17 protein-coding genes are annotated in these 15,851 nt (G+C 72.5%); all 17 read right to left on the bottom strand.

The window, feature by feature from the left end; genetic code table 11:
* Positions 1-7: 7 nt before the first annotated feature.
* The 17 genes from nuoK to OHL10_RS02350 all read right to left on the bottom strand — a co-directional run bounded on the left by nuoK (position 8) and on the right by OHL10_RS02350 (position 15,839).
* Positions 8-307: an NADH-quinone oxidoreductase subunit NuoK gene (gene nuoK / locus OHL10_RS02430; RefSeq protein WP_265520556.1), complete on the bottom strand. Its 300-nt coding sequence runs from the start codon at positions 305-307 to the stop codon at positions 8-10.
* A gap of 1 nt (position 308) precedes the next feature.
* Complete coding sequence (locus tag OHL10_RS02425) at positions 309-1,193, bottom strand: NADH-quinone oxidoreductase subunit J (RefSeq protein ID WP_425498913.1); 885 nt, start codon at positions 1,191-1,193, stop codon at positions 309-311.
* Positions 1,190-1,855: an NADH-quinone oxidoreductase subunit NuoI gene (gene nuoI / locus OHL10_RS02420; RefSeq protein ID WP_265520555.1), complete on the bottom strand. Its 666-nt coding sequence runs from the start codon at positions 1,853-1,855 to the stop codon at positions 1,190-1,192. Before nuoI ends, OHL10_RS02425 begins: the two co-directional genes overlap by 4 nt.
* The gene (gene nuoH, locus OHL10_RS02415) at positions 1,848-3,176 is read right to left on the bottom strand and encodes an NADH-quinone oxidoreductase subunit NuoH (protein ID WP_265520554.1); all 1,329 of its coding nucleotides are present in this window, start codon (positions 3,174-3,176) and stop codon (positions 1,848-1,850) included. Before nuoH ends, nuoI begins: the two co-directional genes overlap by 8 nt.
* Positions 3,173-5,932, bottom strand: a complete 2,760-nt coding sequence (locus OHL10_RS02410; RefSeq protein ID WP_265520552.1) for an NADH-quinone oxidoreductase subunit G — start codon at positions 5,930-5,932, stop codon at positions 3,173-3,175. The genes nuoH and OHL10_RS02410 overlap by 4 nt, the downstream gene beginning before the upstream one ends.
* Positions 5,932-7,293: an NADH-quinone oxidoreductase subunit NuoF gene (nuoF, locus tag OHL10_RS02405; RefSeq protein WP_265520551.1), complete on the bottom strand. Its 1,362-nt coding sequence runs from the start codon at positions 7,291-7,293 to the stop codon at positions 5,932-5,934. Before nuoF ends, OHL10_RS02410 begins: the two co-directional genes overlap by 1 nt.
* A complete protein-coding gene (gene nuoE, locus OHL10_RS02400) occupies positions 7,290-8,153 on the bottom strand; it encodes an NADH-quinone oxidoreductase subunit NuoE (protein ID WP_265520550.1) in 864 nt (287 codons plus the stop codon). Before nuoE ends, nuoF begins: the two co-directional genes overlap by 4 nt.
* The gene (locus tag OHL10_RS02395; protein ID WP_425498912.1) at positions 8,150-9,532 is read right to left on the bottom strand and encodes an NADH-quinone oxidoreductase subunit D; all 1,383 of its coding nucleotides are present in this window, start codon (positions 9,530-9,532) and stop codon (positions 8,150-8,152) included. Before OHL10_RS02395 ends, nuoE begins: the two co-directional genes overlap by 4 nt.
* Entirely contained in the window at positions 9,529-10,320 is a 792-nt protein-coding gene (locus tag OHL10_RS02390) for an NADH-quinone oxidoreductase subunit C (protein ID WP_425498911.1), read from the bottom strand. The genes OHL10_RS02395 and OHL10_RS02390 overlap by 4 nt, the downstream gene beginning before the upstream one ends.
* Entirely contained in the window at positions 10,317-10,868 is a 552-nt protein-coding gene (locus OHL10_RS02385) for a NuoB/complex I 20 kDa subunit family protein (protein ID WP_265520549.1), read from the bottom strand. Before OHL10_RS02385 ends, OHL10_RS02390 begins: the two co-directional genes overlap by 4 nt.
* Positions 10,869-10,947: 79 nt before the next feature.
* Positions 10,948-11,310, bottom strand: coding sequence for an NADH-quinone oxidoreductase subunit A (locus OHL10_RS02380; RefSeq protein WP_265520548.1), 363 nt, complete (start codon positions 11,308-11,310; stop codon positions 10,948-10,950).
* 76 nt (positions 11,311-11,386) lie between these two features.
* Positions 11,387-12,700: a geranylgeranyl reductase family protein gene (locus tag OHL10_RS02375; RefSeq protein WP_265520547.1), complete on the bottom strand. Its 1,314-nt coding sequence runs from the start codon at positions 12,698-12,700 to the stop codon at positions 11,387-11,389.
* A 238-nt stretch (positions 12,701-12,938) separates the two neighbouring features.
* Positions 12,939-13,670: a hypothetical protein gene (locus OHL10_RS02370; protein ID WP_265520546.1), complete on the bottom strand. Its 732-nt coding sequence runs from the start codon at positions 13,668-13,670 to the stop codon at positions 12,939-12,941.
* Positions 13,671-13,675: 5 nt separating this feature from the next.
* A complete protein-coding gene (locus tag OHL10_RS02365; protein WP_265520545.1) occupies positions 13,676-14,287 on the bottom strand; it encodes a signal peptidase I in 612 nt (203 codons plus the stop codon).
* Complete coding sequence (locus OHL10_RS02360) at positions 14,280-14,762, bottom strand: hypothetical protein (RefSeq protein ID WP_265520544.1); 483 nt, start codon at positions 14,760-14,762, stop codon at positions 14,280-14,282. Before OHL10_RS02360 ends, OHL10_RS02365 begins: the two co-directional genes overlap by 8 nt.
* Positions 14,759-15,283 (bottom strand): hypothetical protein, encoded by a 525-nt coding sequence (locus OHL10_RS02355; protein ID WP_265520543.1) that lies wholly within the window; start codon positions 15,281-15,283, stop codon positions 14,759-14,761. The genes OHL10_RS02360 and OHL10_RS02355 overlap by 4 nt, the downstream gene beginning before the upstream one ends.
* Before the next feature lie 13 nt (positions 15,284-15,296).
* A complete protein-coding gene (locus OHL10_RS02350; RefSeq protein ID WP_265520542.1) occupies positions 15,297-15,839 on the bottom strand; it encodes an alternate-type signal peptide domain-containing protein in 543 nt (180 codons plus the stop codon).
* Positions 15,840-15,851 lie beyond the last annotated feature (12 nt).

Raw genomic sequence — 15,851 nt, 5'->3', positions numbered from 1 at the left:
GGCCCTCTCAGTTCTTCAGCAGGTTGACGTCGTCGACCGAGGCCGACCGGCGGGTACGGAAGATGGCGACGATGATCGCGAGACCCACCACGACCTCGGCCGCCGCGACGACCATGACGAAGAACGCGACGACCTGACCGGTGAGGTCGCCGTGGATCCGCGCGAAGGTCACGAACGCGAGGTTCGTGGCGTTGAGCATGAGCTCGACGCCCATGAACACGATGATCGCGTTGCGGCGCAGCAGAACGGTCGTGGCACCGATCGCGAAGAGGATCGCGGCGAGGTAGAGGTAGTTCGACAGCTCCATGTCAGCGCTCCTGCCGGTCAGAGGTGTCGGCACCGTCGGCGTCGTCCGCTGCTGCCCCGGCGGTCGTGTCCGCAGAGGCGTCCACGGACGTGTCCGCCCGCAGGGCGGGCAGCGCCCGCTCGGGCTCGTGCTCGAGCAGCACGTCCCGCTCGGCGGCGAGGATCGTCCCGGCCGAGCGCTCCTGGCCCCGGATGCGCAGCACGCGCGAGACCGAGAGCTCGATCGGCCGCCCCTGGGGGTCGAGCGCCGGGGTGTCCATGGCGTTGTTCTGCGCGTAGACACCGGGCGCGGGCAGCGGCGTCAGCCGCCCGCCCGTGGCGAGGGCAGAGACCTTCGCGTCCGCGACCTCGCGCTGGCCGATCCTCGGGGAGAGGCGGCGCTTGTGCGTGAGGACCAGCGCGGCGACGGCGGCCGTGACGAGCAGGATCCCGACGACCTCCATGGCGAAGACGTAGTCGGAGAACAGGATCCGGGCGAGCGCCACCGGGTTGGTGACGGCGTTGGCCTCGGTGAGCCCCACCGACGGCGGGAACGCCGTCTGGGCGACGACCCCGACGAGGACCGACCCCAGGCCGAGCCCGAGCAGCACACCGATCCAGCGCTGGCCCTTGATGGTCTCGACCAGCGAGTCCGACGCGTCCACCCCGACGAGCATGAGCACGAACAGGAAGAGCATCATGACGGCGCCCGTATAGACCACGATCTGCACGACGCCGAGGAACGGCGCCTCCTGCGCGATGTAGAGGATCGCGAGGCTGATCATGACGAACACGACGCTGATCGCGGCGTGCACGGCCTTGCGCGTGAACAGCAGGCCGAGCGCGGCCACGACCATGAGCGGGGCGAGGACCCAGAACAGCACCGCCTCGCCGGTGGACGCGGTCACCGGACCACCTTCCGGACCTCGGGCGCCGGCGGGGGCGGCGTGGGCGGGAGGCTCGGGTCGTCGGGACGGTGCTCGCGCACCCAGTCGACCTGCTCGGGCACGGGGCCGCTCACCTCGCCGCGGTAGTAGTCGGTGTCGGTCGTCCCGGGCACCATCGGGTGCGGCGCGGCGAGCATCCCGTCGCGCAGCGGCGCGAGCAGGTCGTCCTTCTCCCAGATGAGCCCGGCACGCGTGGGTCCGGCCAGCTCGAACTCGTTGGTCATCGTCAGAGCACGCGTCGGGCACGCCTCGATGCACAGCCCGCAGAAGATGCAGCGCAGGTAGTTGATCTGGTAGACGCTGCCGTACCGCTCGCCCGGGGAGCGGTGCGCGCCGTCGGGCAGGTCGGCGTTGTCCGCGCCCTCGACGTAGATCGCGTCCGCGGGGCAGGCCCACGCGCACAGCTCGCAGCCGATGCACTTCTCCAGCCCGTCCGCGTAGCGGTTGAGCTGGTGGCGGCCGTGGTAGCGCGGCTTGGTCGGGACCTTCTCGAACGGGTACTGCTCGGTCACCGTCGGCTTGAACATGGACGCGAAGGTCACGCCGAAGCCGGCGACCGGCGCGAACAGGTCCGCGACGCCCTTCTTCCTCGGCACGAGCGGCTCGTACGGCTCCTCAGCCACGATCTGCCTCCTCGGTGGTCTCGGTCTGGGTGTCGTCGGCGGTCTCGGGCACCAGTGCCCGGCCGCGGCGCGGCGAGGGCGGGAGCTGCTGCCCCGGCAGCGGCGGGACGGGGAAGCCGCCCGCGAAGGCGTCGAACGGCGGGGGCTCGGCGGCGGCCGGCTTCTTCTCCGGCCAGAACCACAGGACCGCGATCGCGATCACGGCGATCACCCCGCCGACGACGAGGATCGTGGTGGTGTCGATCTCGAGGAACTGGCGGGCACCCTGGGTGAGCGCCAGCAGCACGATCCAGGCGAGCGCGAAGGGGATGAGGCGCGTCCAGCCGAACTTCATGAACTGGTCGTAGCGCAGGCGCAGGAGCGTGCCGCGGACCCACACGAAGAGGAACATAAAGCCCCACATCTTCACGAGGAACCAGAGGATCGGCCACCAGCCCTCGTTGAACATGCCGTCGTTGACCGCGGACAGCGGCCACGGCGCACGCCACCCGCCGAGGAACAGCGTCGTGGCGATCGCCGAGACGTTGATCATGTTGATGTACTCCGCGAGGAAGAACCACGCGAACTTCATCGACGAGTACTCGGTCATGTAGCCGGAGACGAGCTCGCCCTCGGCCTCGGGGAGGTCGAACGGCAGGCGGTTCGTCTCGCCGATCATCGCGATGACGTAGATGACGAACGCCGGCAGGAGCGGCAGCGCCCACCACAGCTGTTCCTGGGAGTCGACGATCTGCGACGTCGACATCGACCCCGCCATGATGAAGACACCGACGAGCGCGAGGCCCATGGCGAGCTCGTAGCTGATGACCTGGGCGGTCGAGCGCACGGAGCCGAGCAGCGGGTACGTCGACCCGGACGACCAGCCGCCGAGCACGATGCCGTAGACACCGACCGACGCGCACGCGAGGAAGTACAGGACCGCGACGGGGAAGTCGGTGAGCTGGGCCGGCGTGACGAAGTCGGTGAACGGGATCCGGACCTCGGGCCCGAACGGGATCACCGCGAACGTCAGCAGCGAGCAGAACACCGCGATCATCGGGGCCAGCAGGTAGACGAACTTGTCGGCCGCCTTGACGGTGATGTCCTCCTTGAGAAGGAGCTTCATCGCGTCGGCGAGCGACTGGAGCAGGCCGAACGGGCCGTGCACGTTCGGGCCCGGCCGGACCTGCATCCGGGCGACGACCTTGCGCTCGAACCAGATCGCGACGAGCACGCTCGTCAGCAGGAAGACGATGATGAGGACGGCCTTGACGAGGTACGTCCAGAACGTGTCGTTCGAGAAGTCCGCGGAGACGCCGGGGACGGTTGCGGCGGTGATCACGCCTGCCTCCCCTCGTCCGTCGTGGTCGTGCTGCCAGACCCTGGGTGACTCATACCCCTCGCTCCTTGCGACACGTCGGCGGAGGCCCCCGGGGCGAGCGTCACGAGCGCGCCGGGACCGGCCGCCAGCGACTCGTGGACGAACGACCCGGCCGACCGCAGCGGCAGCCACACGACGTGGTCCACCATGTCGGTCACGACCACGGGCAGCGTGACGGACCCGCGGTCCGTCGCGACGCGGACGAGTTCGCCGTCGAACACGTCGACGGCGGCAGCCGTCGCGGCCGACAGCCGCGCCACGGGCCTCTTCGCGGTCCCGGCGAGGAAACGCTCGCCGTCCTGGCCGCGACCGGCGTCGAGCAGCAGGCGCCAGCCCGCGAGCACGGCGGTGCCGGGAGCGACGGCGGGCGGCTCGGCGGCCTCGACGGCCGGGGCCTCGGCCCGGGCACCGTCCCAGCCGCCGAGCTCGTCGAGCTCGCGCCGGACGTCGTCGACCGTGCGGGTGCCGAGCGTCGCCCCGGCGGCATCGGCGAGGGCATCGAGCACGCGGTGGTCGGGCATGGCGGAGGACTCGAGCGCCGCGGGGAACGGGCGCAGGCGGCCCTCCCAGCTGCAGAAGGTCCCCTGCTTCTCGACCGGCGGAGCCACCGGGAGCACGACGTCGGCGAGGTCGGACACCTCGGAGCGCCGCACCTCGAGGCTGACGACGACGGCGGCCGCGGCGAGCGCGCGTCGCGCGTGGTCGGGGTCGGGCAGGTCGGCGAGCTCGAGGCCGCCGACGACCACGCCGGCGAGCTGGCCCACCGAGAGCGCGTCGAGGATCTCCCCCGTGTCCCGCCCCGGAGACTCGGGGAGGTGGTCGACGCCCCAGGCGGCGGCGACGTCGACCCGGGCCGCGGGGTCGGCCACCGGCCGACCGCCCGGCAGGAGCCCCGGCAGGGTCCCGGCCTCGACGGCGCCGCGCTCCCCCGCGCGACGCGGGATCCAGGCGACGCGTGCCCCGGTGCCCTGCGCGGCGCGCAGCACCGCGGAGTAGCCGCCCGGCGTGGTCGCGAGCCGCTCGCCGACGAGGATGACGGCACCGGGCTCGCGCAGCGCGTCGGCGGCGTCCGAGAGCTGCGAGGCGGCGTCGAGGGTGCCCGACCCGCCGGCGATGCCGTCGAGCCACTCCGCCTCGGTCCCGGGGGCCGCGGGCAGCAGCGTCCCGTGGCAGCGCTCGAGGCCGCGGCTGGCGAACGGCGCGATCGAGTACACCTTGAGACCGTGGCGCGTGGCGCCCTTGCGCAGGCGCAGGAAGGTCACGCCCGCCTCCTCCTCGGCCTCGAGGCCGACGAGGAGGACCGCGGGCGCCTTCTCCAGCTCGCCGAACGTCACGCCGATGCCCGTGCCCGCCACCGCGTGGGCGAGGAACTGGGCCTCCTCCGCGGAGTGCGCACGAGCGCGGTGGTCGACGTCGTGGGTCCCCAGGACGACGCGCGCGAACTTCGCGTACGCGTAGGCGTCCTCGAGCGTGAGCCGACCGCCCGGCAGCACACCGACGCCGCCGGCGTCGACCGCTGCGCGCAGCGAGTCCGCCGCGACCTCGAGGGCCTCGGCCCAGGAGGCCGGCCGCAGCTCACCGCGGGTCGTGCGTCCGGCGGCGTCCACGTGACGGTCGCGCACGAGGGGGTGCGTCAGGCGGTCCGGAGCGCTCTGCCACGCGAACGCGAAGCGGTCCTTGTCGGTGATCCACTCCTCGTTGACCACGGGGTCGTCGCCCGCGAGCCGCCGCAGCACGGTGCCGCGACGGTGGTCGATCCGGATCGCCGAGCCGCACGCGTCGTGCTCCGCGACCGACGGGGTGGAGACCAGGTCAAACGGCCGGGACCGGAAGCGGTAGGCGGCGCCGGTGAGCGCGCCCACGGGGCAGATCTGCACGGTGTTGCCCGAGAAGTACGACGCGAAGGGCAGCCCCGACTCGTCCTCGAGCGCGAGCCCGACCGGCCGCTCGCCGTCGCGCCCGCGCGACTGGCTCGCGTACTCGTCGGCAGGGCCGCGCAGCAGCGCGCCCTCGTCCGTGCGCCCGTCGGACGGACCCGCAGGCTCGGCGAACCCGAGCACGTTCTCGTCGAACCGGCCGATCTGCTGCTGCGCCCCGCGCTTCTGCAGGTCGATAAACGCGTCGCCGGCGATCTCGGCGGAGAAGCGGGTGCAGCGCTGGCACAGGACACAGCGCTCACGGTCGAGCAGGATCTCGGTCGAGATCGCGATCGGCTTGGGGAACGTGCGCTTGACGTCGACGAACCGGCTCGTGGCGCGGCCGTTGCTCATCGCCTGGTTCTGCAGGGGGCACTCGCCGCCCTTGTCGCACACCGGGCAGTCGAGCGGGTGGTTGATGAGCAGCAGCTCCATCACCCCGTGCTGCGCCTTCTCGGCGACGGCCGAGGTGCGCTGGGTCTGCACGACCATTCCGGCCGTCGCCTCGAGCGTGCAGGACGCCTGCGGCTTGGGCATCGGCCGCACGTTGCCCTCACGGTCGGGGGCGGCGACCTCCACGAGGCACTGGCGGCAGGCACCGGCGGGGGCGAGCAGCGGGTGGTCGCAGAACCGCGGGATCTGGATGCCCACCTGCTCGGCGGCCCGGATGACGAGCGTGCCCTTGGGCACGGCCATCTCGATGCCGTCGATCGTGAACGTCACCTGGTCGGCCGGCACGGGGGCCTTGCCCTGCGGCGGCTGAGCGGCGGGCGTGCCGGGCTTCGGTGTCGTCGTCGTCATCAGTGGGCTCCCGCCGTCTGGACCTGCCGGGCACGCCTCGGGGTGTGGTCGAAGAGCGCCGAGGCCGCGGGGTCGAACGGGCACCCGCGCCCCGTGATGTGCGCCTCGAACTCGTCCCGGAAGTACTGCAGCCCGCTCGTGATGGGCGACGTCGCACCGTCACCCAGCGCGCAGAACGAGCGGCCGAGGATGTTGTCGCACGTGTCGAGCAGGACGTCGAGGTCGGCCTCGGTCCCCGTCCCGTCCTCGACGCGCCGCAGGATCTGCTTGAGCCAGTACGTGCCCTCGCGGCACGGCGTGCACTTGCCGCACGACTCGTGCGCGTAGAAGTCCGTCCAGCGGCTGATCGCGCGTACCACGCACGTGGTCTCGTCGAAGATCTGCAGCGCGCGCGTGCCGAGCATGGACCCGGCCGCCGCCACGGACTCGTAGTCGAGCGGGGTGTCGAGGTGCTCGGCGGTGAACAGCGGCGTCGAGGACCCGCCGGGGGTCCAGAACTTCAGCGCGTTGCCGTCGCGCACGCCGCCGGCCATGTCGAGCAGCTCGCGCAGCGTGATCCCGAGCGGCGCCTCGTACTGCCCCGGTCGGACGACGTGGCCCGACAGCGAGAACAGGCCGTGGCCCGCGGACCGCTCCGTGCCCATCGACGTGAACCAGTCGGCACCCTGGGCGACGATCGCCGGCACGCTCGCGACGGACTCGACGTTGTTGACGACGGTCGGGCGGGCGTACAGCCCGGCGACCGCCGGGAACGGCGGCTTGAGCCGGGGCTGGCCGCGCAGGCCCTCGAGGGAGTCGAGCAGCGCCGTCTCCTCGCCGCAGATGTACGCCCCCGCGCCCGCGTGCACGGTGACGTCGAGGTCGAACCCGGAGCCCTGGACGTCCTTGCCCAGGTACCCGGCCGCGTACGCCTCCTCGACCGCGCGCAGCAGGCGGCGGTAGACGTGCAGCACCTCGCCGCGGACGTAGATGAACGCGTGGTCGCACCCGATCGCGTAGGACGTGATCGCCACGCCCTCGATGAGCAGCTGCGGGCTCGCGAGCATGAGCGGGATGTCCTTGCACGTCCCGGGCTCGGACTCGTCGGCGTTGACGACGAGGTAGCGCGGGCCGCCGTCGGGCGGGGGCAGGAAGCCCCACTTCATGCCCGTGGGGAACCCCGCTCCCCCGCGTCCCCGCAGGCCCGAGGCCTTGACGGTCGCGACGACGTCGGCCGGGTCCTGGGCGAGCGCGGCCTTCAGGCCGTCGTAGCCGCCGTGCTCGAGGTACGTCTCCAGCGACCAGGACCGCTCGGCGCCCCAGGTCCGGCTGAGGATCGGGGTGAGCGGGTCGGGCGTGGGGCGTGCGGTGGGTGTGCTCATGCTCCTGCTCCCTTCGACGCGTCCGGCTCGCCCTCGGGCGTGCCCGGCTTGGCGCCCGTGGCCGAGTCCGCGGGGGTCTCGGGCTCGCGCTCGGCGCTGGACTGCTCTTCCCCGACGGCAGCCTCGCCTGCGGCGGCGCCCGCGCCCTGCGCGGGTCCGGCGGCGTCCGCGGGCCCTGCCGCCTCGGCCTGCGAGCCGCTGGGCGCCGACCAGCCGTTGTCCTCGGCGAGCCGCAGCCCCACGAGGGTCGGGCCACCCGCGCCGACGCCCTCGTCGGCCCGGCCGTCCGAGAACCCGGCGAGCACGCGGCTCATCTGCTTGAAGCTGCACACGCTCGCCGCCCCGCGCGTGGGGGCGACCTGCTCCCCCGCACGCAGCCGGTCGGCGAGCTGGGTGGCGGTCGACGGCGTCTGGTTGTCGAAGAACTCCCAGTTGACCATCACGACGGGCGCATAGTCGCAGGCCGCGTTGCACTCGACGCGCTCGAGCGTGATCGCCCCGTCGTCGGTGGTCTCGTCGTGCCCGACGCCGAGGTGGTCGGCGAGCTCGTCGAAGATCGCGTCGCCCCCCATGACGGCGCACAGCGTGTTCGTGCAGACCCCCACCGTGTAGGTGCCGTTCGGGTGGCGCTTGTACTGCGTGTAGAACGTCGCGACCGCCGACACCTCGGCAGCGGTGATGCCGAGGTGGTCCGCGCAGAACAGGATCCCGTGGCGCGAGACGTACCCGTCCTCCGCCTGCACCAGGTGCAGCATCGGCAGCAGCGCCGAGCGCGCCTGCGGGTAGCGCGCCACGATCTGGTCCGCGTCGGCGGTCAGCCGTGCGCGGGTCTCGGCGTCGTAGCCGGTGTCGGTCGTCATCGGTCCACCCCTCCCAGCACCGGGTCCAGCGACGCGACGGCCACGACGACGTCGGCGATCTGGCCGCCCTCGCACATGGCCGCCACGGCCTGCAGGTTGTTGAACGACGGGTCCCGGAAGTGGGCCCGGTAGGGGCGTGTGCCGCCGTCGGACACCAGATGCACACCCATCTCGCCGCGCGGGTGCTCGACGGTCTGGAACGCCTGCCCCACCGGCACCCGGAACCCCTCGGTCACGAGCTTGAAGTGGTGGATCAGGGCCTCCATGGAGGTGCCCATGATCTCCTTGATGTGCTCGAGCGAGTTGCCCATGCCGTCGGAGCCGATGGCGAGCTGGGCCGGCCACGCGATCTTCTTGTCCCCGACCATGACGGGCTGCCCGGCGGTGCGCTCGAGGCGCTCCAGGCACTGCTCGACGATCCGTAGCGACTGGTAGCACTCCTCCAGCCGCAGCACGACGCGGGCGTAGCAGTCCGCGTCGTCGGACACCGGGACGTCGAAGTCGTACGTCTCGTAGCCGCAGTACGGGTCGGCCTTGCGCACGTCGTACGGCAGGCCGGCCGAGCGCAGCACCGGACCGGACAGCGCGAGCGCCATGCACCCGCTGAGGTTGAGGTGCCCGACGCCGACCAGGCGCGCCTTGAAGATCGGGTTGGCCAGCATGAGGTCACCGAGCTGGGCGAGGTACCCGCGGATGAGCGGGTCCGCGCGGCGCACCTGCTCGACGAGGTCGGGCGGGACGTCCTGCACGACGCCGCCGGGGCGGACGTAGGCGTGGTTCATGCGCAGACCCGTGACGGCCTCGAAGATCCGCAGGATCTCCTCACGCGCCGTGAACGCGATCGTCATGACCGTCGTGGCGCCCATCTCGTTGCCGCCCGTGCCCAGGCACACGAGGTGGGACGCGATGCGGTTGAGCTCCATCATGAGGACACGGATGACGCTCGCCCGCTCGGGCACGTCGTCGGTGATGCCGAGCAGCTTCTCCACCGCGAGGCAGTAGGCGGTCTCCTGGAACAGCGGGGCGAGGTAGTCCATGCGGGTGCAGAACGTGACGCCCTGCGTCCACGTCCTGTACTCCATGTTCTTCTCGATACCCGTGTGCAGGTAGCCGATGCCGCAGCGCGCCTCGGTGACGGTCTCGCCGTCGATCTCGAGCATGAGGCGCAGCACCCCGTGCGTCGACGGGTGCTGGGGGCCCATGTTGACGACGATGCGCTCCTCGCCGAGCTGCGCGGCCTCGGCGGCGATCTCCGCCCAGTCCCCGCCCGACGCCTCGAAGCTCGGGATCGACGGGTCGAGGTCGTCGGCCGGTGCGCGGGTCGCGTGCGGCGCCGCCCCTGCGGGCGCGCCCGACGTGCCGGATGTGCTGGTGCTCACGAGTACGACCTCCTCTGGTCCGGCGGGGGCACCGTGGCGCCCTTGTACTCCACCGGGATGCCGCCGAGCGGGTAGTCCTTGCGCTGGGGGTGGCCCGGCCAGTCGTCGGGCATCTCGATGCGGGCGAGCGCGGGGTGCCCGTCGAAGACGATGCCGAAGAAGTCCCAGGTCTCGCGCTCGTGCCAGTCGTTCGCCGGGTACACGGCCGTCGTGGACGGGATGTGCGGGTCGGCGTCGGGCACCGCGACCTCGAGGCGCAGGGTGCGACCGTGCGTGATCGACGTCAGGTGGTAGACGGCGTGCAGCTCGCGGCCGACGTCGTGCGGGTAGTGCACGCCGCTGACGCCCAGGGTCATCTCGAACCGCAGGTCCTGGTCGTCGCGCAGCGCCTGGACCACCTCGAGCAGGTGGTCGCGGTGCACGTGCAGCGTGAGCTCGGCGTGCGGGCCGGGCGGGTCCACGACCACCCGCTCGACGGCGCGCTCGAGGGGTGTGCCGCCGTCGGCCAGCACCTCGCCGAGGACGTCCACCACCTCGTCGAACCAGCCGCCGTAGGGTCGGGCGCTCTGACCGGGCATCGCGACGGGCTGCACGAGCCCGCCGTAGCCCGAGGTGTCCCCCGAGCCCTGGCCGCCGAACATGCCCGTGCGGACCTCGACGACCTCGAGGGTGCGCGGCGCGGCGCCGGCGACGAGGTCGCCGCTGCGCGGACCCATGACCTCCTCGGGCTGCGGCGCGGGCTTCGCTCCCCCGCCCGCGGCCTTGTCCGCCGGGGTGTCGGCCGTCATCGCAGCAGCCCCTTCATCTGGAACGTCGGCGTGGCCTCGAGCGCCGCGGCCTCGGCCGCCTTCGCGGCCTCGACCCGGTTGACGCCGAGCGGCTCCGCCTGGATCTGCTCGTGCAGGGCGAGGATCGCGTTGATGAGCATCTCGGGGCGCGGCGGGCAGCCCGGCAGGTACACGTCCACCGGCACGATGTGGTCGACGCCCTGGACGATCGCGTAGTTGTTGAACATGCCGCCGCTGGAGGCGCACACGCCCATCGACAGCACCCACTTGGGCTCGCTCATCTGGTCGTAGACCTGCCGGACGACCGGCGCCATCTTCTGGCTCACACGACCGGCGACGATCATCAGGTCGGCCTGGCGCGGCGAGGCACGGAAGACCTCCATGCCGAAGCGCGACAGGTCGTAGCGCGACGCACCTGCCGCCATCATCTCGATCGCGCAGCACGCGAGCCCGAACGTCACCGGCCACAGCGAGGCCTTGCGGAAGTAGCCCGCGAGGTTCTCGACCGTCGTCAGCAAGAAGCCCGAGGGAGCCTCCTCGATCCCCATGTGCGTTCCTCTCCCTAGCCGTTGCGGCGCGTGCGCGCCAGGTGCCGGTGCGCCGGAGCCCGCAGGCCCGGCCGAGGTCTCAGTCCCACTCGAAACCACCCCGGCGCCACTCGTAGACGAACGGGACGGTGATCAGCGCGAGGAAGCCCAGGGCGGCGACGAGCCCGAACGTCGCCAGCGTGGCGAAGTCCACCGCCCACGGGTAGAGGAAGACGATCTCGATGTCGAAGACGATGAACGTCATCGCGACGAGGTAGTACTTGATGGGGAACCTGCCGCCACCCACCGCCAGCGGCGTGGGCTCGATGCCGCACTCGTAGGCGTCGAGCTTGGCGCGGTTGTATCGCTTGGGGCCGATGATCGCGCTCGCGGCCACTCCGCCGAGAGCGAGCACGGCACCGATGCCCATGAGGACGAGGACGGGGACGTAAGGGTTGGTCATCGCTCTGCTCTCCTCGAGTGGGGGCTCGTGGTGCACGGGGTGCGGGTCGGCGTCGTTGCCGCCCGACGGGTGGTCGTCATGCCGATGGCACCACCCTCGTGAGCCCCGCGATGACGCGGTCGATGACGTCGCCGCCCCGGGGCTCGTAACAGTCGGACAGGAGCTTGAGGACGAAGCGCATGACGAGCGGGCGCGGCAGCCCGTACCGCGTGCACAGCCGCATGATCTCGGGGTGCTCGATGAGCCGCACGAAGTAGCGGCCGAGCGTGTAGTACCCGCCGAGGTCGCGGCGCATGATCTCGGGGTAGGTCGCGAGCGTGCGCTCGCGCGCGGCGTCGGTCGAGCGGGCGCGCGACTGGGCCACGACGTCGGCCGCGACCCGGGCGGCCTGCATGGCGTACGCGATGCCCTCGCCGTTGAACGGGCTCACCATGCCGCCGGAGTCGCCGACGAGGATCACGCCGCGCGAGTACAGCGGCGTGCGATTGAAGCCCATCGGCAGCGCCGCGCCGCGCACGGGGCCGACCTGGTTCTCGGGGGTGAACTCCCACTCGGCGGGCGCGTTGGCCATCCAGGTGGCGAAGAGGTCCTTGTAGTCGACGTTCGCGGCCGACTGCCGGGCCGGGGTGGAGTTCACCGAGCCGAGCCCGACGTTCGCGGTGCCGTCACCGAGGGCGAAGATCCAGCCGTAGCCGGGCAGCAGGTTCGAGCGGTTCGGCGCGCCGTCCCACAGCTCGAGGTGGGACTCCATCCAGGCGTCGTCGTGCCGGGGTGTGCGGAAGTAGGTGCGCACGGCCACGCCCATCGGGCGGTCCTGACGCTTCTCGAGGCCGAGCGCGAGCGCGAACCGTGAGGAGACGCCGTCGGCCGCGATGACCACCGGTGCGCGCAGCTCGCGCTCGTCCCCCGCGCGACGGCCCTTGTCGTCGAGCGGGCGGACCGTGACGCCGACGACCCGGCCGGTGCGCTCGTCGAGCAGCGGTCCGGTGACGTTGGTGCGCTCGAGGAGCTTGGCGCCGGTGCGCTGCGCGTGCTCGGCGAGCGTCTGGTCGAGGTTCATGCGCGAGCGCGCCAGGCCGTAGCTGGGGTAGCTCTTCAGCTCGGGCCAGGGCAGCTCCCAGGAGCGACCGCTCGCCACGACGCGCAGACCCTTGTTGCGGATCCAGCCGTCCTCGGGGGTCGTCGGCACGCCCATGCGGACGAGCTCGCCCACGGCGCGCGGCGTCAGCCCGTCGCCGCAGATCTTGTCGCGCGGGAACGAAGACTTCTCGAGGAGGAGGACGGACAGTCCCGCGGCGGCGCAGTAGTGCGCGGCCGTGGCTCCGGCAGGACCGGCCCCCACGACGATGACGTCCGCGTCGTCGCGACTGCCTACCACCGTGCTGACCATGTACTCACCTCACTCCGACGACCACGTCCGTGCTGCACATGCCTGCGACCGGGCGAAGGAACCCTCACCCCGATGTCCCGCGGTGTCATCGTGACCGACTCCCGGCCAGGTCGCAGCCGTCTTTGTGAAGACGGTCACAATGACTGAGGCGACTCTAGCCAGGAATGGGCAGGCTTGTGTACCAAGGCGGACCTTCCCTACGCCTCCGTAGGTTCATTACAGGTCCGACACACGACCCTCAGCCCGCTCGTCGGCGGGCGCGGAGCGCGCCGGCGCCTGCGCACGCCAGCAGCAGCGCAAGGGCTCCCAGCGCGGTGAGGTCCGCTCCGGTCGTCGCGAGGCCCCGCCCCGCACCGCCGTCCGCCCGCCCGTCGTCCTGCGCGCCCGGGTGTCCGGGCTCGGGCGGCCCGGAAGGCGACGGCGATGTCGGAGAGCCGGTGCTCACCAGCCGCACGGTGTCGACCACGGTGGCGCGGTCCGCTCGTGTCGCGTTCGGCGCCTCGGCCGGCAGGTGCACTCGGATCTCCACCCGCCTCGACTGCCCCGGGCTGAGGACCGGACCTCGCCACGTGCTGCTCGCCACCGCGGGGTCACCGTCGATCGCCACCTGGATCCAGCCGCCGAGCCCGGTCCCGGGCTCCGCGCCGGTCGAGACCTCGAGCTCGAGCCGGGCGTGCTCGCGGGAGGTGTTGCGGACCCAGAGGTCCGCGGCGACCGTCTCGCCGGGGACGATACGGACCGACGGACCGAAGAGAGCCGCCGGGAGCCGGTCGCCCCACGTCTCGCCGTCGACGCTCAGCTGGAGCCCGCCGGACTGCCCGTCGGGCAGGGCGTGAGGCACGACGTCGGGCACGGCGTGTGCCGGCGCAGCGGCGAGGAGGGCGAGCGGGAGCAGGAGCGCCGCGAGAAGTGCTCGGGCTCCGCGGCGGCGCCGCACCGGTGTGCGCGGACGGCGAGAGGACACGGGCACGGGGCTCACCGCACCCGGTCCGGTGCGGGCGCCTCGGACTCCGCACGCGCAGACGGTGGGGTCGCGGCATGCCGGGCCGGGCGACGTCGTGCCCGACGGCGCTCACGCACCCCGCCGGCGACCTGCCAGAGGCCGTAGAGGACCACCCCGCCCGCGACGAGGTAGAGCGCGGTGCGGCGCTCCTCGGCCCCGATCGCCGAGCTGACGTAGCCCGCCCAGGGGACGGCGTAGACCACGACGCCGCGCACCTGCCCGGGGACCACGGGATCGGGGTCCGGCAGGGCGTTCGCGTCGCCCTGCGCGGTGAACGTCCTGCCCTCGCTCGTGACGCCGACGCCGACGACGCGGTGCGTCACCACCTCGGGGCGCCCGGAGGCGATCTGGTAGGTGATGGCGTCCCCGACACGGATCTCCTCGGGCTCGGCCGGGCGGACGACGACGAGGCTGCCCGGGGGCATGTCGGGGCGCATGCTGCCGGTGAGCACCGCGTACGGCGTGGCCCCGAGGAACAGGGGGACGACGACGAGCAGCAGCGCGAGCGCGAGCGCCGCGGCCAGGAGCAGCGCGCCGAGCACACGGCCGAGCAGACGGCGCCGGGGCGCAGGGTCGTCACGCACAGACGATCCCCGCCTGCAGGAGGGGCGCGTTGCGCACGCCCACGGTCCCGGTGGGCACCGACACCCAGCCGCTCGAGTGCACCGCCTGCACGCTGACGTTGAGCACCGCTCCCCCGAGCAGCAGGTCGAGGATCGACCCGAGGAGGCCGCCCAGCAACGACTGGGAGATGACGAGCTGCGTCTGCGTCCCGGGCACCGTCGTGGTCGTCACCGTCGTGCCGGAGCGGATCGTCACGCGGTAGGACGCGGGGACCTGCGCGGCGGCGTTCCACGCCACCGTCGCGGTGCGCGTGAGGGTGCCACCCGTCGTCGTGCAGCGGATGTTCGTCGCCGGGGCGATCACGGCGGCCGTCGCGGTCGCCTGGACCGTCTGGCTCGCGGTCCACCAGGCCGCCGCGCCCGCACCACCGGTCAGCACCAGCGCGAGGGTGAGAACGAGTGGCCAGGCCAGCAGCCGACGTCGGGTGCGCGTCATGAGGGCCTGTTCTCGGCCGACGCGGTGAGGGTGATCTGGGAGGTGGCGCCCTGCAGGCCGGACGGCGCGTTCGCAGGCAGCGTGTACCGCACGCACACCTGGGCACTCCCGCCCCGCGGGAGCGTGGCCGCGCTCAGCGCACCCGACGCCACGGGTGTGCCGGTGCACGTCGCGCCGGCGTAGAAGGTCTCGGTGAGCGTCGGACGCAGCGTCCCCGTGTGGCTGGACGCCACGCGGTAGCGCCACGTGCCGTCGCCGCTGTGCTGGAGGGTCAGGACGCCGTCGCGCGACTGGCCCGGCAGGATCCCCGTGAGGTTCGGTGCGCTCGACCAGGTCGCGCTGAGCCCGAAGGTCCCCGAGGTCACCTGGGCCGAGCTCACGGGAGCCTGCGCACCCCACAGCGCCGACGCCGCCGACATCACGCCGAGCGCGCCGAGCGAGAGGAGCGGCACGATCACCCACCGCGCCGCCCCGCCCGCCCACCGTCCGCCCGGCCGTCGATCGTGATCGGTGGCCGTCATGGAGTGCGACCTCTCAGAGGTACTGCTCGAGGCTGAACGTGACGCTCGAGAGGTCCACGACGGCGTCGGTCGCCACCTGGTCGGGCGTGGCCTCGTCGAAGGTCAGCGTCACCCCGGCGTCGACGGGCGCGTACGCCGCGTCCGAGGGGGCGACGTCGAACGTGCCGTCCCCGTTGTCGGTCGCCCACGCGGGTGGGGTGTCGAACGTGAAGGCGAGGTCGAGCGCCGCCAGCAGGTCCGCGTCACCCGTCAGCCCCGCCGAGGAGACCGAGAGCGTGGACTGCAGCGTGTCGCCGATCGCCGTCACCGTGATCGGCTGGGTGAGAGCGAGCACGTCGCCCGGGACGATCCGCACCGCCGTCACGTCCGCGACGGCGGCGCCGTTCAGCGTCCAGGTGCCCTCCGTGCCGAGCTCGAGGTCGAGGTCACCGGAGGCGATCTCGCCGCTCTCGGCGACGCTCTGGGAGTCGGACCACAGGGCGTACGTCCCCGCCCCACCGAGCAGGAGGACCACCCCCGCGCCGACCGCTACTGCACCCTTTGTCAACTTGTCCATCGTCGAGCCCCC

The organism is Oerskovia flava (assembly GCF_026163685.1).
Taxonomy (GTDB): domain Bacteria; phylum Actinomycetota; class Actinomycetes; order Actinomycetales; family Cellulomonadaceae; genus Oerskovia_A; species Oerskovia_A flava.
The sequence above is the reverse complement of the archived record's forward strand: the minus strand, read 5'-3'. Positions and strand labels throughout refer to the sequence as shown.

Excerpts from the sequence above, each read along its gene's own strand:
- nuoK (WP_265520556.1), bottom strand. The coding sequence starts at position 307 with ATGGAGCTGTCGAACTACCTCTACCTCGCCGCGATCCTCTTCGCGATC.
- OHL10_RS02410 (WP_265520552.1), bottom strand. The coding sequence starts at position 5,932 with ATGACGACGACGACACCGAAGCCCGGCACGCCCGCCGCTCAGCCGCCG.
- nuoF (WP_265520551.1), bottom strand. The coding sequence starts at position 7,293 with ATGAGCACACCCACCGCACGCCCCACGCCCGACCCGCTCACCCCGATC.
- nuoE (WP_265520550.1), bottom strand. The coding sequence starts at position 8,153 with ATGACGACCGACACCGGCTACGACGCCGAGACCCGCGCACGGCTGACC.
- OHL10_RS02390 (WP_425498911.1), bottom strand. The coding sequence starts at position 10,320 with ATGACGGCCGACACCCCGGCGGACAAGGCCGCGGGCGGGGGAGCGAAG.
- OHL10_RS02385 (WP_265520549.1), bottom strand. The coding sequence starts at position 10,868 with ATGGGGATCGAGGAGGCTCCCTCGGGCTTCTTGCTGACGACGGTCGAG.
- OHL10_RS02380 (WP_265520548.1), bottom strand. The coding sequence starts at position 11,310 with ATGACCAACCCTTACGTCCCCGTCCTCGTCCTCATGGGCATCGGTGCC.
- OHL10_RS02375 (WP_265520547.1), bottom strand. The coding sequence starts at position 12,700 with ATGGTCAGCACGGTGGTAGGCAGTCGCGACGACGCGGACGTCATCGTC.
- OHL10_RS02360 (WP_265520544.1), bottom strand. The coding sequence starts at position 14,762 with ATGACGCGCACCCGACGTCGGCTGCTGGCCTGGCCACTCGTTCTCACC.
- OHL10_RS02355 (WP_265520543.1), bottom strand. The coding sequence starts at position 15,283 with ATGACGGCCACCGATCACGATCGACGGCCGGGCGGACGGTGGGCGGGC.
- OHL10_RS02350 (WP_265520542.1), bottom strand. The coding sequence starts at position 15,839 with ATGGACAAGTTGACAAAGGGTGCAGTAGCGGTCGGCGCGGGGGTGGTC.